This window comes from Reichenbachiella agariperforans (assembly GCF_900142205.1).
GTDB lineage: Bacteria > Bacteroidota > Bacteroidia > Cytophagales > Cyclobacteriaceae > Reichenbachiella > Reichenbachiella agariperforans.
Window position 1 is genome coordinate 1 of the sequence record NZ_FRAA01000005.1, and the last position, 23,043, is coordinate 23,043.

18 protein-coding genes are annotated in these 23,043 nt (G+C 43.8%); 6 read left to right on the top strand and 12 right to left on the bottom strand.

Annotated features, from left to right (window positions below; genetic code table 11):
* Positions 1 to 272: 272 nt before the first annotated feature.
* Together BUB99_RS13160 and BUB99_RS13165 are read right to left on the bottom strand one after the other, a co-directional pair.
* A complete protein-coding gene (locus tag BUB99_RS13160) occupies positions 273 to 1,013 on the bottom strand; it encodes an alpha/beta hydrolase (RefSeq protein ID WP_084190548.1) in 741 nt (246 codons plus the stop codon).
* Positions 1,014 to 1,022: 9 nt separating this feature from the next.
* The gene (locus BUB99_RS13165; RefSeq protein WP_073122996.1) at positions 1,023 to 1,838 is read right to left on the bottom strand and encodes a 2,3,4,5-tetrahydropyridine-2,6-dicarboxylate N-succinyltransferase; all 816 of its coding nucleotides are present in this window, start codon (positions 1,836 to 1,838) and stop codon (positions 1,023 to 1,025) included.
* A gap of 82 nt (positions 1,839 to 1,920) precedes the next feature.
* Here BUB99_RS13165 and BUB99_RS13170 point away from each other — a divergent pair, with 82 nt between their 5' ends.
* On the top strand, positions 1,921 to 3,027 hold the full coding sequence (locus tag BUB99_RS13170; protein ID WP_073122997.1) for a glycosyltransferase family protein: 1,107 nt from the start codon (positions 1,921 to 1,923) through the stop codon (positions 3,025 to 3,027).
* 8 nt (positions 3,028 to 3,035) lie between these two features.
* Here the strand turns inward: BUB99_RS13170 and BUB99_RS13175 are convergent, their stop codons facing one another.
* The 6 genes from BUB99_RS13175 to ddlA form a co-directional block, all read right to left on the bottom strand.
* The gene (locus BUB99_RS13175; RefSeq protein ID WP_073122999.1) at positions 3,036 to 3,926 is read right to left on the bottom strand and encodes a hypothetical protein; all 891 of its coding nucleotides are present in this window, start codon (positions 3,924 to 3,926) and stop codon (positions 3,036 to 3,038) included.
* A 4-nt stretch (positions 3,927 to 3,930) separates the two neighbouring features.
* Positions 3,931 to 5,049: an MBL fold metallo-hydrolase gene (locus tag BUB99_RS13180; protein ID WP_073123001.1), complete on the bottom strand. Its 1,119-nt coding sequence runs from the start codon at positions 5,047 to 5,049 to the stop codon at positions 3,931 to 3,933.
* Between the two features lie 51 nt (positions 5,050 to 5,100).
* Positions 5,101 to 5,556, bottom strand: coding sequence for a hypothetical protein (locus BUB99_RS13185; RefSeq protein WP_073123003.1), 456 nt, complete (start codon positions 5,554 to 5,556; stop codon positions 5,101 to 5,103).
* Between the two features lie 87 nt (positions 5,557 to 5,643).
* Positions 5,644 to 9,093, bottom strand: coding sequence for a pyruvate carboxylase (locus BUB99_RS13190; RefSeq protein ID WP_073123005.1), 3,450 nt, complete (start codon positions 9,091 to 9,093; stop codon positions 5,644 to 5,646).
* Between the two features lie 147 nt (positions 9,094 to 9,240).
* Positions 9,241 to 10,113 carry a cation diffusion facilitator family transporter gene (locus BUB99_RS13195; protein ID WP_073123007.1) on the bottom strand — a complete coding sequence of 291 codons (873 nt, stop codon included), beginning with the start codon at positions 10,111 to 10,113 and terminating at the stop codon, positions 9,241 to 9,243.
* Between the two features lie 206 nt (positions 10,114 to 10,319).
* A complete protein-coding gene (gene ddlA / locus BUB99_RS13200) occupies positions 10,320 to 11,408 on the bottom strand; it encodes a D-alanine--D-alanine ligase (RefSeq protein ID WP_073123009.1) in 1,089 nt (362 codons plus the stop codon).
* A 116-nt stretch (positions 11,409 to 11,524) separates the two neighbouring features.
* Here ddlA and BUB99_RS13205 point away from each other — a divergent pair, with 116 nt between their 5' ends.
* Together BUB99_RS13205 and BUB99_RS13210 are read left to right on the top strand one after the other, a co-directional pair.
* The gene (locus BUB99_RS13205; protein ID WP_073123011.1) at positions 11,525 to 12,391 is read left to right on the top strand and encodes a PASTA domain-containing protein; all 867 of its coding nucleotides are present in this window, start codon (positions 11,525 to 11,527) and stop codon (positions 12,389 to 12,391) included.
* A 14-nt stretch (positions 12,392 to 12,405) separates the two neighbouring features.
* Positions 12,406 to 14,235, top strand: coding sequence for a T9SS type A sorting domain-containing protein (locus tag BUB99_RS13210; protein WP_073123013.1), 1,830 nt, complete (start codon positions 12,406 to 12,408; stop codon positions 14,233 to 14,235).
* Here BUB99_RS13210 and nspC read toward each other — a convergent pair.
* Positions 14,232 to 15,362, bottom strand: coding sequence for a carboxynorspermidine decarboxylase (nspC, locus tag BUB99_RS13215; protein WP_073123015.1), 1,131 nt, complete (start codon positions 15,360 to 15,362; stop codon positions 14,232 to 14,234). The genes BUB99_RS13210 and nspC overlap by 4 nt on opposite strands.
* A 2-nt stretch (positions 15,363 to 15,364) precedes the next feature.
* Positions 15,365 to 16,570, bottom strand: coding sequence for a saccharopine dehydrogenase family protein (locus BUB99_RS13220; RefSeq protein ID WP_073123017.1), 1,206 nt, complete (start codon positions 16,568 to 16,570; stop codon positions 15,365 to 15,367).
* Between the two features lie 153 nt (positions 16,571 to 16,723).
* Between BUB99_RS13220 and BUB99_RS13225 the strand changes: the two genes are divergently transcribed.
* Positions 16,724 to 17,332, top strand: coding sequence for a DUF4136 domain-containing protein (locus tag BUB99_RS13225; RefSeq protein WP_073123019.1), 609 nt, complete (start codon positions 16,724 to 16,726; stop codon positions 17,330 to 17,332).
* Between the two features lie 118 nt (positions 17,333 to 17,450).
* Here BUB99_RS13225 and BUB99_RS13230 read toward each other — a convergent pair whose 3' ends face one another.
* Both BUB99_RS13230 and BUB99_RS13235 read right to left on the bottom strand, forming a co-directional pair.
* Positions 17,451 to 19,841, bottom strand: a complete 2,391-nt coding sequence (locus BUB99_RS13230) for a glycoside hydrolase family 127 protein (protein ID WP_245816841.1) — start codon at positions 19,839 to 19,841, stop codon at positions 17,451 to 17,453.
* Between the two features lie 120 nt (positions 19,842 to 19,961).
* A complete protein-coding gene (locus tag BUB99_RS13235) occupies positions 19,962 to 21,416 on the bottom strand; it encodes a DUF1593 domain-containing protein (RefSeq protein WP_073123021.1) in 1,455 nt (484 codons plus the stop codon).
* A 542-nt stretch (positions 21,417 to 21,958) separates the two neighbouring features.
* Here BUB99_RS13235 and arfB point away from each other — a divergent pair.
* Both arfB and BUB99_RS13245 read left to right on the top strand, forming a co-directional pair.
* The gene (arfB, locus tag BUB99_RS13240) at positions 21,959 to 22,366 is read left to right on the top strand and encodes an alternative ribosome rescue aminoacyl-tRNA hydrolase ArfB (protein ID WP_073123023.1); all 408 of its coding nucleotides are present in this window, start codon (positions 21,959 to 21,961) and stop codon (positions 22,364 to 22,366) included.
* A gap of 265 nt (positions 22,367 to 22,631) precedes the next feature.
* Positions 22,632 to 23,006, top strand: a complete 375-nt coding sequence (locus tag BUB99_RS13245; RefSeq protein ID WP_073123025.1) for a MerC domain-containing protein — start codon at positions 22,632 to 22,634, stop codon at positions 23,004 to 23,006.
* Positions 23,007 to 23,043: the final 37 nt, after the last annotated feature.

Here is a 23,043-nt window from a genome sequence, read left to right on the forward strand (position 1 = left end):
GCCTTGACCCTGTCTGGTCGGGATGAGGCTCTTGTCATCGAACTCACCAGAATATATCACGAGCCCCTCGCATAGGGTGGTGATCTAGTACATGATAAACACCACAAGTCAACCGATACCTTTTGTGCAGCTTGCGCAAGCATGGCTTCTGTCTTGCGCAAGGGCGCCTCCCTTCTTGCACAAGGACGTGCCTGACCTTGCGCAAGCTCATTATGATATCAAAGTACAGTCAATCGATCATTCGAAGAAGTGCCAGAATATCCCCCCGCTATCTACTTTTCAAGGGACTTCAGAAAAGAAACTACTGCTGTCCAATACGCTTCATGGTCATCGTAGCGCACCCACAAAGCACTCGACCCGTGGTTGCCTAAAGTCTCAGGCAAGAAATTCATCTTCCCATCTACTGGAATCGCTTCATATATGGCTTCCCAATTCGGTTTTTCATTGCGGGCTGAAGTGATAAATACGGGACACGTGATCTGCTTAGCGCTTTGGGTAATCCAATCCTCGGGTTTGCCTTGCGAACGGAAATACTCTCCAGGAGAAAATGATAATACTGCTTGTATCACATCTGGGTTGTCTCCGGCATATTTGATCACTAATGCTGAGGAATAGCTACTACCCCATATCAATAGCTTGCCCGTAGTGAGGCTCTTTGCGTAGCTGACCGCCGCTTCTATGTCTTGATGAGCATCCACATAGCGTGTCTGACGCATCTGAGCCTTGGCATGTTGATGGGTTTCGTTGCGGATACCATTGACGAGATTACCAGAGCGTAGATCGACTGCTAGGCAATTATACCCTAGTCGGTTCAAGGTAGGAGCAATTTCCAAGTACTCTCCTCTACTCCACCCTGCCTGATGAAACAGGACAATCAGAGGAGCAGATTTGGGATGAGACATGTGTAAGTCCGCCACCACCTCGACTCCATCCGCTGCTTTGAATGTAACTTTTTCAGAAGCCACAGCAAACAGACTTGAGAACAGGAGAATTAGACTTAGAAATTGCTTCATAATATGTTGTTAGACAGCTACACTGTTGTCACGTAGTGCATCATTAAGAGAGGTCTTTTTGTCAGTACTCTCTTTTCTTTTACCAATGATGATTGCACACGGAACGTTGTATTCGCCAGCAGGAAATTTCTTGGCATAAGAACCTGGAATCACAACAGAGCGCTCAGGTACATAGCCTTTGTACTCCACAGGTTCGTCACCCGTCACATCGATCACTTTCGAACTCATCGTCAAGTTGACTCCTGATCCTAGTACAGCTTCTTTTCCTACTCTCACACCTTCTACTACGATGCATCGTGATCCGATGAAGGCATTGTCCTCGATGATCACAGGAGATGCCTGAACTGGTTCTAGTACACCGCCGATTCCTACACCACCACTGAGGTGAACATTCTTGCCAATCTGTGCACAGCTACCTACAGTAGCCCATGTATCGACCATCGTTCCTTCGTCGACATACGCACCGATGTTGACATACGAAGGCATCAATATCGTACCCGCCGAGATGTACGCGCCATATCTCGCTACTGCGTGAGGGACTACACGAACACCGAGCTTGTCATAGTCTTTTTTGAGCGCCATTTTATCATGAAACTCAAATGGCCCAACCTCTATCTTCTCCATTTTTCTCAATGGGAAATACATAATCACCGCTTTCTTTACCCAGTCATTGACTTGCCATCCGTCTGCAGTAGGCTCGGCAGTTCTCAATCTACCTTTGTCCAATTCTTCGATTACATATTCTATAGCCTGCACCACTTCTGGCTGGCTCAATTTCGATCTGTCTTCCCAAGTATCCTCTACTAGTTTCTTGATGTCTTCCATCTTATCTTTGGTATTAAATTTAAAAAGTGACTAAGTATCATTAGCGGGTAAAAGCTCCGCAATATTACATACATTTGATTTCATGCCGAAGGAAAAAATAGCAATCATTTCCCTGCTCAAACCCGTAGACGATATCCGCTCCTATCATAAGCTGGCCAAATCAATTGCTAAGTCATGTCCACTCCCCATCCACCTGATCGGGTATCCATCCAAAGCACAACATTCGTCAAGTGACACCATCATTTTCCACCCCTCTAAAAACTATAGTAGATTAAGTCTTCCTAGATTTATTCAGCCTTGGGTAGTCTTTAAAAAGCTACTTAAACTGAGACCCAAACTAGTAATCATTAACTCTCCTGAATTACTGCCAGTTACAATTGTGTGCCAAATAATATTTGGTACGAAAACCGTCTATGATATCCAAGAAAACTACTACAGAAACCTATGGCACCAACAGATCTACCCTCCTGTAGTCAAACATCTGTTCGCCTGGGGGATTCGGCTGATTGAAACTGCATCCGCACCTTTCATCTCGCACTTTATCTTAGCAGAAAAGTGCTACGCCAACGAACTTCCTTTTTTGAGAAATCGATATACGGTCTTAGAAAACAAAGCACTAAAACCCGATACAACACCTATCATTAGAGAGGGAAAAACAAAGGAAACAAGACTGCTTTTTAGTGGGACGATTTCAGAAAATACAGGCGTCAAGACAGCGATCGAGCTGGTCAAAATTTTGAACCAACCGCATCTACATTTGGAAGTAATCGGGCACTGTTCGAATAGAACCTTGTACGAAGAGTTATTGCAAATAGACCACCAATGGCTGAGTCTAAACATCTCCCTAACCCCATTGCCATACCGTGAGATTCAAGCCGCTATATCAAGAGCAGATGTAGGGGTCGTTAGTTATCGCACCAATCCTAGCAATGTCCACTGTATGCCCACCAAAGTCTATGAATATGCTGCCAATGGACTAGCGATGTTGTACGAAACGGGTAGCTATTGGTCACCTTTCATCCAAGCAGAAGGGAAAGGTTTGGCTTTGGACTTCAATAAACCTGAGAGAGAAATGACACTAGCTTTCTTAACAGAAGTAAAACAACAGCCTGCTACGCCTAGCGCACAAGCGCTCTGGGTATTTGAAGAGTCTAAACTAATGAATGTAATAAAGCAGCTACTCAACTAGCTTCTTTGTCAATCCTCCTGTCTATAAAAGTCGGCATGAACTCCATCCTCTGTAATAGAGAAGTGATTTGTACCATGGATACTGATCGTATAACCACCATCAGAATTTTCTAGATATACTTTTTCGGTTGATTTGATTGCTAATGTCAGCCGCTCACGCTGCCCCTTGTTGATGGTCCATTGGTAGAAGTTATTGTTGACTTCATCAAAGCCAATCAAACCTTCTTTCACATACTGATCTCCGTTCTTTTGCTCGATCTCGAAAGCATTATCCTGAATTCGTGTAAAACGAATGACCGTCTCATCTGTGCCTTTGAACTCTCCATGCAGCATGGACAACACCGTATGGGCATTCTGCTCTTCATCGTCTGTCGGTTTGATCTTGGAAGATAGTTCTATCGCCAAGGCCAACTTAACTTTGATAGAGTCAGCTGTGACATGAAGGCTGTCATAAGTATGTGGGACAGGTATTTGGAGAAAGAATTCGTTGAATGACGGTCTATCATTCTTGATACGCTGTATCTTTTTTTGATTGCCGATGACATTTACCTGAACCACTTGACCATAGACGATGCGTCCCTGATCTTCATTCACATCATGTACCTTGATGCTACTGGCATCCAGATCTGACAGCAATACTTTGCGATCATAGTAGCTCTTTCTATTCAGAAAGGACGGCACATCCGATGAAGTGTTTTTGATATTAATGACACCTGTTTCTGAATTGTAAAAGAAACGGTTGCTCCACCATTCATTGGTTTGTGCATTGAAATAAGTGATATTGATTTTCCTTTCCAACCAAGTAATCGTTTCGGATAACACGACTTGGTCGTTTTGAGCAAGGAGACTAGCACTACCTCCCACCCATAATACGATGAAAAGGAAAATCAATTTCTTCATCTGGCTAATTTAAGGCTTTTGCCTGATCCCACCAGCGAGGAAAATCCGTTTGTAAAGAGTCCATCGTAAAGGGTAAGCCAATCTGAGGTGCTATCAGCGGTATGCCCAGCTCTATGGCCTTTTTCTCAGCCCGTTGCACAGGATCTCTCCAGTCATGAAACGCCAACACAAAAGCTCCCCAGTGAATCGGCATGATTACTTTAGCTTGCACATCTTGGCCAGCCATTACGCTTTCCTCTGGCATCATGTGGATTTGCCTCCAACGCGGATCATACTGCCCACACTCTACCATCGCAAAGTCAAAAGGACCATACTTCTCTCCTATTTCTTTGAAGTGAGGTCCATATCCACCATCTCCACTAAAGTAGATGTTATCTTCTTTTCCCTTGATCACCCAAGACCCCCAGAGAGAGGCATTGCGATCAGTTAGCCCTCTACCGGAAAAATGACGCGATGGCGTGAAAGCCAAATGAATATCATTCAGTTTAGTTTCGTCCCACCAATCTAAGGCTTCAATCCGAGAGGGCTCTACTCCCCAAGCGACGAGATGTTTATCAACTCCAAGCGGGACATAGAATCTGTCCACTTTGTCTTTCAGCTTTTTGATAGAACCATAGTCCAAATGATCGTAATGATCATGAGAAATAATAACTGCATCTAGGTGCGGTAGTTTTTCGATGGCTATCGGTAAATCATCCACAAATCGACTTTTGCCCAACCATGGATGTGGAGCGGGAACATCCCCTAGCATCGGATCAATCATGATCTTAGCCCCATCTATCTCTAACAATAAGGCCGAATGCCCAAACCAAGTAACTCTTGTCTTTTCATTCCCTACTATATCTAAAGAGTCCAGTTTGCCCGTGTGGAGTTTAGGAACGGGTGCACGCTTAGGATCATTTTTGAACTGATCTCTGAGAATACTAACGAAGGATTTAAATCCCATATCCATCGAAGTGGGAATCAAGTTGACAAACGAACCATTCTCATAGTGATCCAACTGGGCATATTTTTCTAAGTCTGTTTTGCCGGCCTTGCCACCAAACTCAGGGCTAAATTGGACAAATAAAAACCCACCAATAGCCAATAGGGCGATTGATGAGCCAATAATCGTTAATAGCATGTAAAATGTTTTTTTAATCAAATCGTGTACCACTCAGGCGAGTGATGTTATTTACTTCCCCTGTAACGTAGCTTTCGCCTGAGAGATGCTATTTTTTATCATTTCATTCATTTTTTTAACACTAGCCTCTTGTGCTTTAAGTGCGTCAAGTTTTTGTTCTGCCTCAGCTTTAGCTTCTTCCGTGTCAAACTGTTCGGGTAATCCGTTGAGCAATTCTTCGCCTGTAAATGCGTCAGAGAACCCTCTCATCCAAACCATCATACCCTCATGTGCAGCCTCTAAATCCTCTATCGCGACCACAGCAGTACTATCTATAGCTGTGCTATCTAGCTCTGCGGCCAACTCCTTTTTAAGACGCATGATAGTCCCCATCTCGGCCATAGCCTCATCGTGTATGGTAATCACTTCTGCTTTCAAATCATTAAACTCCACACTCACTGCTTCTGGTTTTGGTGTGTTACATGCAGATAATACGATTAGAACTATGGCTACATTCTTCATTTTCATATTGATATACTTTGGGTAAAACAAAGGCCTGACCCATCTCTATCCTTATGGAGTGAAACAGGTCAGGCCTTTTGTGTAATTATTATCTTATTCGAATTCTATCACTAAATCATTAGATTCTACGAGATCACCAGCCGTCAAATGAACACGCTTTACTACTGCACTTTCTGTAGCAGTAATAGTTGTTTCCATCTTCATCGCTTCGATCACGAATAGCGGATCATTGTCCTTCACTTTGTCTCCTACTTTGACACGGATATCAACCAACTTACCTGGGATCGGAGCACCGATCTCATGGTCTCCCTCGGCCTTTTTGTGTGCAGGCTTAGCTGCAGTCTGGTTTTGATCCAATACGCGAATCATTCGTGTCTGGCCATTGAGCTCAAAATACACATCACACTGACCAGACTCATCTGGTTTGGACTGGTATAAGAACTTGATGATGATAGACTTTCCTTTTTCCAGCTCTACCAAAATCTCTTCGTTTTCTTTCAATCCAAAGAAGAAAGCTCTAGTAGGTAACTTCATCACCTCGCCAAACATCTTCCATCTGTTGTAGAAATCTTTGAATACTTTGGGGTAGAGTTTGAATGACAAGAAGTCTAGTTCGTCACAGTACTCGTCGAACTCCTCCTGAAACGCCTTCATCTCTACATCAAAATCGATTGGCTCTAGATGTGCATTGGGACGCTCGGTAAAGGGCTTCTCCCCTTTTAGTATCACCTTTGACAGCTCCATCGGGAAGCCACCTGCCGGCTGACCAAGCTCTCCTTTGAATAAACTCACTACCGACTCTGGGAATGACAATGACTTGTTGGTCATCACATCCTCTGGAGTTAGGTTGTTAGAGGTCATATAAATCGCCATGTCACCGACCACCTTAGAAGATGGGGTTACTTTGACAAGGTCTCCAAACATCTTATTGACGATGGCGTAGTTCTTTTTCACTTCTTGAAACTTGTCCCCCAAGCCCAACGATTCGGCCTGTGGACGTAAGTTGCTGTACTGTCCTCCTGGGATCTCATGGTCGTAGACTTCAGCGTTTCCAGCTTTCAATCCAGACTCGAACGGGTAGTAATACTCACGTACATCCTCCCAATAATTAGAATAGTCGTTGAGTGATTTCACATCAAACTGATGCGCTCTCTCATGCCCTTCCATCACGTGTAAGAAGGAGTTGAAGTTGGGCTGAGAAGTCAACCCTGACATAGAGCCCAATGCCAAGTCTACCACGTCCACCCCTGCATTGACTGCTGAGTGATAAGTTGTTGACTGTATGGATGATGTGTCATGTGTATGCAAGTGAATCGGTAGATCCACCGCCTTCTTCAATTCGGTGATTAGCAGCTCTGCACTCTTAGGTTTGAGTAGACCTGCCATGTCCTTGATAGCCAGCATGTGTACACCCTCGTCTTCGAGTTGTCTTGCGAGTGTGAGGTAGTAGTCCAAGTTGTATTTTGAGTTGTTCTCGAATACATCCCCTGTATAGCAGATACACCCTTCGGCCAGCGCACCTGTTCTTTCCGTTACAGCCTTGATGCTGACCTTCATGGCCTCTATCCAGTTGAGTGAATCAAAAATCCTGAATACATCCATGCCATTCTCCCAGGACTTCTCGATGAACTTCTCTACGAGGTTGTCTGGATAGGCTTTGTAGCCCACACCATTCGATCCTCTAAACAGCATCTGGAGCAGTACGTTAGGCATAGCCGCTCGTAGCAATTTCAATCGCTCCCATGGGTTTTCGTTCAAGAAACGCATACACACATCGAAAGTCGCTCCACCCCACACTTCCATCGAGAAGATGTTCGGGTGATTCTTCGCAAAGCCCTCTGCGACTTTGAGCATATCTTGCGTACGCATACGAGTCGCCAATAGCGACTGGTGCGCGTCTCTAAAAGTCGTGTCGGTATAGTGAATTTTAGTATCGTTCTTCAACCAATCCACAAATCCCTCCCTGCCCAATGCAGTGAGTTTGTCTTTAGTACCCTCAGGGTACGCACCTGCTTTGTCAAACTCAGGAATGATGGGTGCTCTAAAGACTTTTTGCTCATCTACACGCTTCACATCTGGATTCCCATTGACAGAGATGTTGCCGAGGTAGCGGAGCAGTTTGGTACCGCTATCCTTGCGACGCGGCATATCAAATAGTTCTGGATGTTCCTCGATGAACTTGACCGTTGCTTTCCCTTTGTAGAACTCAGGGTGCGTGATCACCTTGTTGACAAAACCAATATTGGTCTTGACTCCACGGATTCTAAATTCTTTGAGCGCTCTACTGAGACGCTGAGACGCTCCTTCGAGCGTTCTACCCCATGAGCTCACCTTCACCAGCATCGAATCAAAGAAGGGTGAAATATTCACCCCCGAGTAGCAGTTGCCCGCATCGAGACGAATCCCAAATCCACTGGCACTACGGTAAGCGATCACCCGTCCATAGTCAGGGCTAAAGTTGTTAGCAGGGTCCTCTGTCGTGATACGGCACTGGATTGCATAGCCATGACATTCTACATCCTCTTGTGACTTGATGAAAATCTCCTTGTCGGAAAGTTTGTGTCCCATCGCGATCAATATCTGCGAACGGACAATATCAACACCCGTCACTTCTTCAGTGATTGTGTGCTCCACTTGCACTCGTGGATTTACTTCGATGAAGTAGATATTTTCTTCTTGATCCACCAAAAACTCTACCGTACCCACATTGCTGTACTCCACAGATTTTGTGATATTGAGCGCGTATTTATAGAGTTTGTCTTTGGTTTCTTGTTTGATCGAAATACAAGGAGCGACCTCAACCACCTTCTGAAAGCGACGCTGTACCGAGCAGTCTCTCTCAAAGAGGTGAATCAAATTGCCATGCCTATCCCCCATGATTTGCACTTCGATATGCTTGGGGTTGTCAATGAATTTTTCGATGAATATCGTATCGTCTCCAAACCCCATCAAAGCTTCTTTCCGTGCTTCACTGAAAGACTGCGCAAGTTTAGACTCTTCGCGTACTACACGCATACCACGTCCACCACCACCAGCAGCCGCTTTGACCATCACTGGGAAACCAATACGTTTGGCTTCCTTCATGGCGATCTCCACTGACGTAATATCCTCCTGGCTATCTTCGATCACAGGTACCTCAGCAGCGATGGCGATTTTCTTCGCAGCTACTTTGTCTCCCAACCGTTCCATTACTTCTGGATCTGGCCCAACGAAAATTATTCCCGCTTCTTGAATCTTACGGACAAAAGTCACATTCTCTGACAAGAAACCATACCCTGGGTGGATAGCGTCTACGTCATTGGCCTTGGCTACTGCGATGATCTCATCGATATCCAAATACGGCTTGAGAGGATCATCATCCGAACCGATTTGGTACGCTTCGTCTGCTTTGTATCGATGGAGAGAATAGCGATCCTCATAGGTGTACATCGCTACGGTTCGGATTTCGAGTTCGTTAGCGGCACGCAATATTCTGATGGCAATTTCCCCTCGGTTGGCTACTAGGAGCTTCTTGATAGGTCTTAGATTCTTGAGATGATCCATATAGGATAAAACAGGTTTAAATGATACAATTAGTCTAACAACAGAAGTAAAAATAAGGTGAGTTTAGCCCAATCCACAGACTATTGTAGAGTTTTTCTTGTGATAAATTTAACATGTCAATATATAGAGTATCGATCGACCCAAAGTCTATCTTGCCGTAGGCTCGACATGTATCGAGATCAACCCCAACGTAGGGATCGCTGCGTGCAGTGCATCTTGCAACTCATGGGCTAGATCATGTCCTCTCCGTACCGTCAATTCTCCATCCACTATCGCATGCAGATCGACGTGATACTTCATCCCAGATTTTCTAATGCGGCACTTTTCTGTATCCTTGATTCCTTTGACCGTCAGGGAGACCTCTCTAATCTCATCAATCAAATCATCATAGCGGTGCTCATCCATAATCTCACCAAGCGCAGGACGAAAAATCAAGAAGCTATTGTATAATATGAAGCCAGAGGCCAAAAGTGCAGCCCAATCGTCAGCTGTCTCGTATCCCGGCCCGAATATCAGCGCAATAGCAATCCCTACAAATGCCGTCACCGAAGTAATGGCGTCACTACGGTGGTGCCACGCATCTGCTCGGAGCGAGGAGCTGTTGGTTTCTTTACTTTTCTTGATCACTATGCGATAGGATATTTCCTTCCAGACGATGATCGCAGCAAGTACATAGAGCGTCCATACCTTGGGTACTTTGTGCGGGGTCTGTATATGTAGAATACTCTCGTAGGCAATAATCCCAGCCGAGATGACCAAAAATCCAACGACCATAAAGGTTACCAAAGGTTCTATCTTGCCATGACCATAGGGGTGATTTTTGTCTGCGGGGCGCTTAGCATACTTTAACCCTAACAAGACCAATATAGAAGAAAATACATCTGTCGTCGACTCCAGTGCGTCTGCGATCAACGCGTAAGAATTGCCCAAAAGTCCTGCGACTCCTTTGATCAGAGCCAAACCGAGATTGCCCGCTATACTAAAGTAGGTGGTCTTGATAGCCGATTCTTCGTGGTTCATTTTTGGATGAAATTGCTAAAGATGCGAAACTACAGGGTGAATATCCAAAATACCACAAAACCAATCATTAAAGCTTGAGACACTAAGCGTCATGTAATACCTGATCGTCCAAAGAGACGTATTATATTTTTGTGCTATGAATACTGGATTATTCTACGACAACAAGACCGATACAGGAACTTCAACCTTACTACTGATCAGTCATATCATATAGAGGTTCTCAACCCAGCAACTTTCTGATGTCTATCTATGGATAGATCGATGAGTTTTGAGATGAGGTTAGTGTAAGTCAGACCTGTCGCTTCCCATAGTTTCGGGTACATGCTGATTTTAGTAAAACCGGGAATGGTATTGATTTCATTGACCAGTATACGGTTGTCTTTGGTGAGGAACACATCTACTCTGGAGAAGCCTTCGCACTCTAGCACCTTAAAGGTATCAATGGATATTTGCTGAATCTGAGCAATCTGCACGTCAGTTATCTTAGCGGGGATATCGATGCGGTATCCTTGATCGTCCAGATATTTGGCCTCATAGGAATAGAAATTCGCCGAAAACGAAATCTCACCTGGGATGGATGCCTTTGGTTCTTCGTTTCCTAAGATCGCACATTCAATTTCACGGCCTTCGATGAATTCTTCGATGACGATTTTTCTATCATAGGCAAATGCCTCGTCTAGCGCTTGGTGGTATTGCTCTTTTGTATCGGCACGATTAATCCCGACAGAAGAACCCATATTGGCGGGCTTCACAAAACAGGGCAAACCGAGTTGTTCTGTGATCTCTTCGAAAGTAGGACGAGTCTCATGAGATTTTAGGGCGATGTATTTACCTATCGGCAACCCCGCATCACGTAGGATACGCTTCATCACATCTTTGTCCATCCCTACGGCAGACCCCAGTACATCACACCCTACGAAAGGCACGTCTGCCAGTTTGAGCAATCCCTGCATCGCTCCGTCCTCTCCTAATGGCCCGTGCAGTATCGGGAACACCGCATCTACTTTCTCCGCCAGTTTGCCCGTCTCTACGAAACGAAGCTGACCTGCGCTATGTGGCACAAGTGCTACTTCATGGCTGTCAGCATTAAGAGTCAAATCTTCACCAGTACCGACGATCAACTGAGCGGTATCATTGTACAGCCATTTGCCATCCTTTCCTATCCCTATCAATACGGGATGATAAAGCTGCTGATCCAGTGCTTCGATGACATTTTTAGCAGATCGAAGTGAGATTTCGTGTTCTGCTGACTTTCCTCCAAAGAGAATACCGACGTTGATTTTTTGATTTGCCATAATGGGCAAAACTATCAATAAGTTTGTTTTGAAATAAGACCTAGATGTTTATTTCAAAATAATTTCCCTTACATAGGAAATAGATATTAATTTGCTCTTTTACAATCATCAGATCAATGGAAGAAATCGAAGAAAAGAAAAAGACCACCAAAAAGCAGTTTTTGATCCACCTTGGACTCGCTGCAGTTGTCATGATATTTTTGGTGTATGCCGTTTTCAACATTTACTTTCCCTTCGTGACCAATCACGGCGAGAGCCTCTCTGTACCAAACCTAGAAGGCATCTTGGTGGATGATCTTGATGAGTTTCTAGAAGATCGAGACCTACGCTACGAAGTGGAGAAAGACTCGGGCTACTCTGCCAAATACCCCGCAATGGCGGTCCTAAAACAATTCCCAATGCCCAATGCAAAGGTCAAAGAGAATAGAAAAATATACGTCACTCTCAATGCTAAGAAGCCGCCAGTGGTTAAGATGCCTTCTCTCAAAGGACGTTCGCTCAAAAACGCTCAGCTAGAACTAAGAAGTCTAGGACTGTCTCTCGGTGAGATTCGTTACAAACCTGACTTTGCACTCAACACTATCCTAGACCAATACCATGAAGGTAAAATCATCGAACCTGGAAAAGAAATCGCTAAAGGATCACAAGTAGATTTCGAAGTAGGTGATGGACTGGGCAATCAGAATTTTCAAATGCTCAATCTGAAAAATCTAAACCTCGATGAAGCCATATTTGTATTGAGAGGCTATGGCCTGAAAGTTGGAGACCTCTACTATGAGAAGGAAGGATCGTACAACAAAGAAACCGAAGGTGAAGATGGCGAAACAACCTACACCAAACTAAAAGTCTCTGGAGGCAAGGTCTTTAAACAAAATCCAAAAGCAGGGTTCAGCGCAAGAATAGGCCAAAGCATTGACCTGTGGGTGGTCGAAGTGGATTCAGCGGCGTTAGAAAACACCCCGAGCCTAGAAATTACAGAGTAACAAAAACACAAAGCATGCAGTCAAAAAACATCATTGTAGGATTGATCGGAATAGCCGCTTTTTGGCTATCTCCTACGCTGCATGCACAAATCACGCTGAAACCTATAGGTCACGGAGGCCAGTCTAACGCTATCCCCCAAGCAAGAACTCATGCAGCAGGTGACACTTTGACCTTGCCATTCTTTGATGATTTTTCGACTTCATGGGGCACTGCCAGTAGTGATCTATGGCTCACCAAAGAGGATGTCCTGATCAATGCCACCATGGCAATCGTACCGCCGAGCATCAATGTGGCGACATTCGATGGTGTAGACCAAACTGGAACACCATACAGTGCAGAGACTACAGGTACGATCACCGATGTGCTCGAATCTAAACCGATAGACTTGTCAGGGTTAGACGAGGGAGACAACGTCTATTTGAGTTTTTACTGGCAACAAGAAGGCCTAGGTGAGATTCCTCAAAGTGATGATTCGTTGATCGTAAGGTTCTATACGAATGACGAAAAATGGATTGTCCCAACTGATGGAAAAATTGCTGGTGATCCTACCCTACCCTCTGACAACTTCCAAAAGGCCAGCTACCATATAGATAACCCTTTGCTATTTCATGAGGGATTCAAATTCAAAATCGAAAGCTACGGTAATCCAACGGGTCCTTATGACACATGGCATGTGGATTATATCCTATTGGACAAAGAGCGTGTGATAGCTGGGGAATCGATCAAAGATCATGCGATTTCGACACAGCCTACCTCTATTTTTAGCCGCTATTCGAATATCCCATTTGATCAATTTTACGCTTATCCTGATTCGATATTTAAGGGGTCGGAGTTTTGGTTGTACTCGCTTTTCTCAGGGCAAAACAATCCAGAGTTCCTCCTTACCATAACAGATACCGTCAACCAAAACATCATCTATAACACACCACAGAGCACAACTCAGCTGATTTTGAATGGTGTGGATGATCATAAGATGTACGTTACAAGTAGCATGACGATGGCGGATTGGCTTCCCTCCCAAAACCAAGACTCTCTATTTCTAGAGGCAAAGTTGGCTTACAACAGTGACGATGATCTCGCCTACCAAAACAACGACACCACACGATTCTATTTTCAAATCCATGAAACTCTCGCCTATGACGATGGCTCTGCAGAATTCGCCGCGGGGATCAACCAAAGTTCTGGAGAACTAGCTGTGTCTTACACGCTATCTTCAATAGACACCCTAACTCATGTTGACATTTATTTTCCACAGATCTACCCACAACCTGATGTCGCGACACTGAGTCTACGAATCTATACGGCCCTATCAGGAAATGTAGCAGACACCAAAGGGGGAGTTGAGATCAGGGTCAGCCTAGCTGACTCTATCAACCGATTCTCCCGCTTCACACTGAGTACACCTATCGTGTTGCCCGCAGGAGAATTCTTCATCTCCCTAGAGCAGTTTACCAATGATTATGTCCCTTATGGCTGGGACAAAAACACCGACAATGCAGACAAAGTGTACTACAAAATAGGAGAAGAATGGTTCCAAAATGACAGGGTGAACTTAGCAGGATCTCCTATGATACGCGGCATCTTCGCTGACAATGATGTCATCATTATGTCAAGTGCACAAGAAACTACTACATCACTGCTGGTATACCCTAACCCAGCTAAGGATTACATATATATAGAAGGAGACATAGACGAGTACCAACTCATAGACCTGTCTGGAAGTGTCCTGCGCTCAGGATCACACCCTCAAATCACTACTGAGGGAATAAAAAATGGTGTCTATTTGATCAAAACCAGAAGTGGTAATCAAACAAACACCCAAAAAATTATTATCAATCGCTAAGAAAGACGGTTTTTGAAGTCATCGTAACCAAACTCACGGGTCAGTTCAAAGTCTCCATCTACATTCAAAATACCTATAGCAGGATGCGCTACGCCGTTAAAGGTAGAAGTCTTCACCATCGTATAGTGTATCATATCTAAGAATGTAATGGTATCCCCAATTTTCAGCTCTCGATCAAAACCATAAGCCTCTAGATAATCACCAGCCAAGCAACTCACTCCTCCCAGTCGATACAGGAATGGTGACTCCCCAGCTTCTTTTTCACCCTCAACGATCGCAGGTCGGTAAGGCATCTCTAGACAGTCCGGCATGTGGCATGTGAAAGACGCATCTACGATGGCGGTACGCACTCCATTGCGCTGTACCACATCAAGTACAGTTGTTTTGAGAAAGCCTGTCTCCCATGCAAAAGCGCTACCTGGCTCTAGTATAATCTCTAGACCGTGCTTCTTCTTGAAGGCTTTGAGTATTTTGATCAAATGGTCTGTATCGTATCCAGTTCTGGTCATGAGGTGTCCACCGCCCAGATTAAGCCATTTAGCATCTGGCAATAAATGCCCAAATTTATCCTCTATAGCCTGTAGCACTTCCTCTAGTGCATACGAACTACTCTCGCACAGTACATGCGAATGCAGTCCCTCTACCCCATCGGGCAGTCCATCTTTCAACTCCGATTCGGTGATCCCTAGACGAGAATGGGGCGAAGCGGGGTTGTACAAGTCCGTCTCTACATCAGACTGTTCGGGATTGATCCGTAGGCCGATGGATACAGTGCTATCCTGACATTGGTCTTTAAAGTGATGGAACTGACTGAGCGAATTGAAAGTCAAATGCGTAGACCCCTTGAGTATTTGTACAAATGACTCTTGATCATAAGCCACACAGTAGGTGTGCGCCTTGGTACGCATGTGTTCATTGCACAGCAGAACTTCATTCAGAGAGCTAGCCGTAGCTCCCTGAATATATTGTCTCACGATAGGAAACGCACTCCACATCGCAAAGCCTTTGAAGGCTAAAATAATATCTACTCCAGCAGCATCTTTCACCTTTCGGATCAACTGGAGGTTGCGAATGAGTTTTTCTTCTTCGAGTACGAAACACGGAGAAGGAATTTTTGCATCACTCATGCCTACTGGACTTCCAAGTCCACGTTGTGCTGCTCATGCCAAGGCAACCCTTGAGTCATCAACTGCTCCATAAATGGGTCTGGATTAAACTCCTCTACGTTGAATACACCTGCTCCTGTCCATTTTTTGGTCAATACCATCATAGCGCCTATCATGGCAGGTACTCCCGTGGTATAGGATACGCCCTGTGCGCCAGTCTCGTCAAATGCGTCCTGATGCTTACAGTTGTTATAAACGTAGTAGGTCTTTTCTTCTCCGTCTTTTTTGCCCTTGATACGACAGCCGATGGAGGTCTCTCCTACATAGTTGTCTCCGAGGCTACCTGGATCAGGCAATACAGCCTTCAAAAACTGCAACGGCACGATCTCCTTACCTTCGTAGTTGATAGGTTCTATGCTCGCCATACCTATATTTTGAATCACACGTAAATGTGTTAAATACTCATCACCGAATGTCATCCAAAATCTCGCACGCTTGAGGGAAGGAAAATTTTTAACCAAAGACTCTAGCTCCTCATGGTAAATCACGTAGCTGGCACGTTCGCCAATATTAGGATAGTTGAGTTCTTGTCTAATCTCGTGTGGCTCAGTCTCTACCCAATCTCCATTCTCCCAATATTTTCCTTTTTGGGTCACCTCACGGATGTTGATCTCTGGGTTGAAGTTAGTAGCAAACGCTTTACCATGGTCTCCACCATTACAATCCACAATATCTAAGTATTCGATCTCATCGAAATGATGCTTGGCTGCATAAGCAGTATATATACTAGTCACTCCCGGATCAAAACCACACCCTAACACAGCAGTCAAGCCTGCTGCTTTAAATTTGTCCTGATAAGCCCACTGCCAGCTGTATTCAAATTTTGCCTCATCCTGCGGCTCATAGTTCGCTGTATCTAGATAGTGGACACCTGTCTCCAGACATGCGTCCATGATGGTTAGGTCTTGGTAGGGCAATGCCACATTGATCACTAACTCTGGCTTGATCTGGTTGATCAGTGTGACGAGCTCAGGCACGTTGTCTGCATCCACCTGTGCAGTCGACATACTATAGCCAAAAGCCACTTTGATATCTGCTGCAATAACATCACACTTGGACTTGGTTCGGCTGGCGAGACAAACCTCGGTAAATACCGCACTGTTTTGTGCACACTTGAAAGCCACTACTCTACCGACTCCTCCTGCACCTATAATTAATACTTTGGACATGTTTGTTCTAATAATGTTTCAACAAAACTACAAAATGACTCGCTTGAATTAAACATGAGATTTCTTTTTTATTTCAACCCCAGTCCGCTATTGACTCTTGCTCTAGTTTTAACTAACTTATGTCTGATTTACAAGAACTTAAACCGATTTAATATGAAAAAACACTTCTTTTTCGCCATTCTACTTGCCTCCGTTTTAGTTTCTTCCTGTTCCAGCCAAAAAGATTTCGTCATCGAATCAGACTATAGTTACAATGGTCGATTCAAAAAATACAAGACATTTGATTTCATCATCATGGCTGAAAATGACACGCTCATCCACAAAGACCTAATCGAAAAAACCATTGCTTCGCGTATGCATGCTCAAGGCTATCGCTATAGCGCAGAAAAACCTGACCTACTCATTACATATAAAATATTTGTTGAAAATTTTGCTATGAAAGGGTACGCCCAACCCAGTTTTGACAAATGGGTATCAGACAACTGGAGCGAACGGCTCCTTGTGGATGACAAACTAGTACAAGACCCCAGCAACAGTATCACTGCTGAATACAATAACCAGATGTACGACATGTATGACGGCACTATGCTCGTATCTTTTTTCGACAGGAAAAGAAGACGAACCGTCTGGCAAGGTTATGCTTCTGGTGTATTCTCTCAGGGAGAAGATACCTCCGACAGAAGCATCAAGCTGGCTACTGCTAAAATTTTTAGAGAATTTCGCATCGTAGCAAATGGCTACATCATCAAAAAAGATGCATAAGAGTTATCATATTTTTAATGTTGTATCATCAAAGAGAGAGTTAAATCGACAACTTTAACCCTCTCTTTGATGATAACTATTTCTTATTCACTCCTAATAAAACTTCATCAGTCGAACATTACTGAGTAGCCTTCTCACTCAGTAATCTTACCTCGACGATTTTAGTCATCCATTTTCCTTCTTTGCTTTTGATTTTGACCGTGATCAACTTCTCTTTTCGAATATCAACAGGTATATCGATGGTCAGTATATTCAGGTGCTCCTTACTTTTGGCATCTAAATCTAGATCAGCGACTTTTTGATCATTGAGATAAATCTCACTCCGACGCAACGGATCTACATCTAAGTACTTAACATACAATGTACTAGATTCAATCTCTGGATTTTTCATCTGATAGCTAAACCATCCAGTTCCCTCACGATAATGCTCATCATACATATACCCCGTCCAAGTGTCCTGCTGCTGAACAAAATGATCTGACTCAGGTTGTTGTTGTCCTGACAGTACGATATCCACCGTCACAGCATCCAGCTGGCGAACTGCCTCTTCTTTTTCAGACATCTTGCGTTTGATCTCCTCCAATTCATCTTGATTCGCCTGAGGGAAATAAACCATGTACCGAGCGTCATGCAATGTATAAAAAGGTATTAGTTGTAATCCTTGGTTGTATTTTTCAGGATACAAACCAGTTAATTGAAATTGCAAGGATCTACCCGGTATAGGTGCGACATTTTCCAACAACTGCTCAGTATCACTCAAGAGCATCGGCATCTCATGAATAGGAATAGTCCGACCACTGGCTATATGCCCTCCTCTACTGTCATCTGCATTCAAACCTGGCATATTTAGATTACTCGTCTTGGCAGCTAAAACGATAGGCCCGTACAAAAAAGAATAATAGTTAGAACCATCAGGCAGTTGCTCAGTGTGCAACTTCATTGGCATTTTGACAAGTATTTCATCTCCTTCCTTCCACTCTCGACGCAACGCTAGGTATCCCTGACTCGCATCAAAATCGGTAAACAGAGTCCCATTGATCCATACCTCTAACTCACCATGAATCCACTCTGGATTTCTAAGTTGTAAGGTGAAATCTCCCTTAGCAACAGAGGCGATTGTCAATTTGGTTTCTGCCTCTTGAGGAAAATTATTCTCCTGAAATATTTTCACTCCTCTCTCTTTCCACTCGACCTCCGACGGAATGAAAAGATTGACATACAGTGCTTCCTTAGTGTGTGCATAAATCATCTCTCCATATTTCGCATGATTTTCTATCCCCGAACCTACGCAACACCAAAAACTAGTTTGTGGCTGGGAATAGACTCTATAATGTCCCGGTCTCATCTGTGTAAAATAAACCAAACCACCTGTTTCGGGATTTTGGGAGGACAAAATGTGATTGTAAAGCGCTCGTTCGTAGTAGTCTATATAATCCGCATTGGGCGAATCTTGATAGAGCGAGCGAGTCAAACGAAGCATATTGTAGGTGTTGCATGTTTCTGGCCCTTGCGTACCTTGTATCATTCGATTAAAATCATCTGAGGGATGAAAATGCTCATAGGCACTATTACCCCCTATAGAGACCGAGCGATCATTCACTACCTGCTCCCAAAAAAAGCGCGCTGCACGAGTCCAACTGCTGTCCCCATTGATCTCCGCCACTCGTTGAAAACCAATCACCTTGGGTATCTGCGTATTGGCATGCATACCCGTCAGATGGTCTTCACCTTTGATGAGTGGGGCTAAAAGTACCTGATGTGAAAATTGCTTGGCTAGTTTCAGATATTTCTTATCTCCTGTGATCGCTGCTACATCTGCAAAAGTTTCATTAAGTCCCCCATGCTCACTGACCAACATGTCTTGTATTTGTTCATCACTGAGTTGTGAGACTACTTCAATCATCCAGTCGGTCATGTTGATCAGCATACCTTTGGCTTCTATACTGCCCGTATAGAGATAGGCATCTCTCAGACCTGCGTAAGTCTTATGGATGTTGTACAAAGGAACCCAACGATCATTGAGACCAAAAGCTCCCGCCCTGATATTGCCTTGCGCTATTTCTTTCCAGATTACCTTTCCATCTGGTACCCCTCCGATATAGCCATTGTTATTGGCTTGCTGACAAGCGTTGAGTTCAGTCAGCATAAAGTCTAATCTGTTCTTTATCTCCTGATCACCCGTAGATGCATACATCTGTGATAGTGCACTCAAATAATGCCCACCTATATGACCGTCCAAGCCCGTATTTTCCCAATTGGTATAATTCTCGGCCTTTGGCTTCAATCCTGCCTCTCTTAGAAAGGGAGCCAAAAGTCGATCCGCATTCAGTTCCAGCAAATATTGCTTGTCTAATTCTTGTGCATGCAAAAATGGACTCTCCAACAATCGAACATCCTCTAATGAGAAATATTCCAATTTTTGAATTGCCTTGGACTGAGTAGATGGCGTGCAGGACCAAAAGGTTACCCATACAGCAGTCATGCATAGTAGTGTTTTCATGTCTTTCATTCATCCAATGTTTAGCCGAATTAACAAAGTGTAATCTATACACTTCATTCGATATGAAAAATCAAATACACTATAATTCTATTTTTATCATCAAGTAAACCAGCAGCAATCTATGGTGGGTTATTTAGGTTCTATGGTGACAATCACTCTTTTGTATCTGGTCAGGGCAGGTTCGCCCCTGTCCGTTACTTTGACTATAAAGTGGGCTGTTTGTGATTGCTCTACGACTGGAGCTGTAAAATACGCCATGTGAACATTCTCAGCGCCATTGACTGGAATCAACTTCTGGTAACTACCTGCCTCGGGATAGTTAAACCAATGAAAACTGAAACTATCCCCGTCAGGGTCTGTCGTATCGAAAGCATCCAAAGTGAATCCCTCTCCTGACTTGACCGTTAACCGATCTTCATGAGTCAACACGGGAACAGGTGGATGATTGGCCTCACCGTAGGTCGATAGACACCAGTCCATACGTGCTGCAAAATCATTCTGAAAATCATCTCTCCATCGCCAAAGTGTCACTTTGAAATCCTCAAAAGTCACAGCTCCTTGCTTAATTGTACGCCCAAACTCATTGGGAACATGAGCTGTATATTTATCATTGGCATTGGTCCATATCTCTCTGGTCTCAGGAGCGATCTTTACGATCGAGCTCCCCTCTTTTACCTTCGAAAAATCAGGAAGATACAGTTCGTAGCGACCTCCCCACGCCCCCCACTCTGGGTGCTCGGCATCATTGAGTCCATTGGCTATCAGAGAAAGAAACGCTGGTGTATCCCCTTCCACGCCCCAAGCCACATCAGGATAAATAGCACCAAGTGCTCCATGGTTTTGCTGAAGGTTCTCTGCTATCCATTCGTTGCTAATCGTCGTGTGATCGACTCCACTCATATAACTGGCATTGATACCGGTCCAAGTCGCACTACCATAGTCATCACCAGGGCTCACGATGTAAAATAAGTCTGGAAAGGTGTTTCTAATCCAGATTCCACTATCATCCTGATCCGATATCGTATAGACTCTCAGTTTGGAAACCAGTCTGGCAAGTTCCTTTTCAGACTTGGTCTGTTTCATTTTGAACAAGGCCTGTGCCAGTGTATTGACACCACCCCAGGTAGAGATCCAAAGTGGTCGATCGTCTTTCTCCTCTAACACCTTGATAATCCATTCCGACCCTTCCGAATCCATCCCCTTGCCTACGCCTTTCATGCCATACTTGGGCAAACCACTTTTGACCAACGATGAGAGATGTTTAGCTTCTGGAAAACCCGCTTCGTGTTTAAGAAGGTTGGGCTGCACCTTAGCATAAGCCTCTATGACCTTATCAATAGATTTCGGACTCACCTTCGTAGTGTACCAACAGGACGTTGTGGCAATGATTCCTTGTATATCAACCTGATTAGCATACAAAAGCAGACGTACCAGAGACTGCGTATCATCTGGGTCAGCCTCTATATCCGTCAGGACAATGACTCGGTTCTTGTGGGCGTCCTTGGCGGAAAGCACAGATGATGCCGCGAGAGACAGATACACTGTAAGTGAAAAGACAACTCCTAATTTCAGATAATTTTTCATGTCATGCTTGGTTTACATCGCCTCAGGCGACAAATTTTCTTTCGTTAAATAATATAGATCAGTCACAAATGCCATGTTTTGAACACTCAACATAGAGTGGTATTTTTTTCTAACATGTCATTTTCATTTTGACCAAAGAACAAATTTTATATAAATTTTTCATTCTCTCCACAAATCATCACAATAATTACGCAATCGATTGTTGTTAACGCTAACAATTCAAATAGAACAATACTTTTGAGTGAATCTCAACATGGGCTCTAGGATGGATTGAAGATATGTCTTTGGAGACCTGCCCGATAGTTATTTTCCACTGAACATCAATTGCTTAACCTCCTAAACGGGGAGATAAACTACATAGAAAAGCAGCGCGTTGGTATCTACTAACAGTGCTCCTGTTGAAATCAAATTATACCTTCTCTCCAACTATCCCCTTTGAGGGAATTATAGGGATGTAAGATGACATCACATAGAGAAACAAATTATACAGGAAAGGCTTGAAAGAGGATGGAAATCTTAGTTTTACGATATACTTGAAGTTAATGAGTCACCGAATCACCATATCACGGATCAAGCCCGAAATCAAGGTAACCACTGCTCGCAGTAGGGGTCCAGGTGGACAGCACGTCAATAAGGTAGAATCGAAAGTCATGCTAAGGTTTAATGTATTGGAGTCCACAGGTCTGACAGAAGCAGAAAAACAGCGTCTTCTTTACAAAATGAAGGGGCAACTCACCAAAGACGGTGTGTTGATCATCGTGGCAGAGAGCCACAAGTCTCAACTGAAAAACAAGGAACTGGTCTTTAGCAAACTGGAACAAATGTTGAAGCAAGCCTTACATATCCCCAAGGCTAGGCGAAAAACCAAACCTTCTAAATCATCCATCAACAAACGAATCCAATCCAAAAAGCAACAGGGTGAAAAGAAAAAGTGGAGACAAAAGCCTTAGCCTAATTTGAGATACTCAACAAAATGGCTTCTGGAATGGAAAGGACAAGATTTGGAGTAGTAACCTATTTGGTTTATTCCATTATTTTGAATGTATGAATGTTATACATTCTTCTCCTTTGTACAACCTAATTTTCGTAATAAGTCTCCTCCTTTTCCACTCTCCCTGATATTAAGCCCCCAATCACAAGCATTATATGCAACCATATTGCATATAATGCTTGTGATGATTATTATTGCAACTATGTTGCAATAATAAGTTTAATATGAAACAATATTTGATAGGAATCCACGCGGACTGGATAGGATTGATCGCTTCGTTTGTATGTGCCTTGCATTGTCTACTGATGCCTGTTGCGCTTAGTCTAGCGCCCATGTTGGCTGGGTACATGAACCATCCCGCACTAGAGGCAATTATGATTGGTATCAGTGTGGTTATCGCTAGCTACGCCATAGGGAGAGGATATTATTCACGTCACAGGCGTCTGTTGCCTGTGGTGATTCTATGCACCAGCTTTTTGCTAATTACTATGGGTAGATTCTCTAGTGATGCGCATGTAGAAGTATGGATGACTTCCAGTGGAGCATTTCTCATCGCAGTAGCGCATGCGATCAATTGGAAGATGTTGAACCTGAATTAAGCAATTTAAATCTACAGCATAACGCTTACTCCATGAA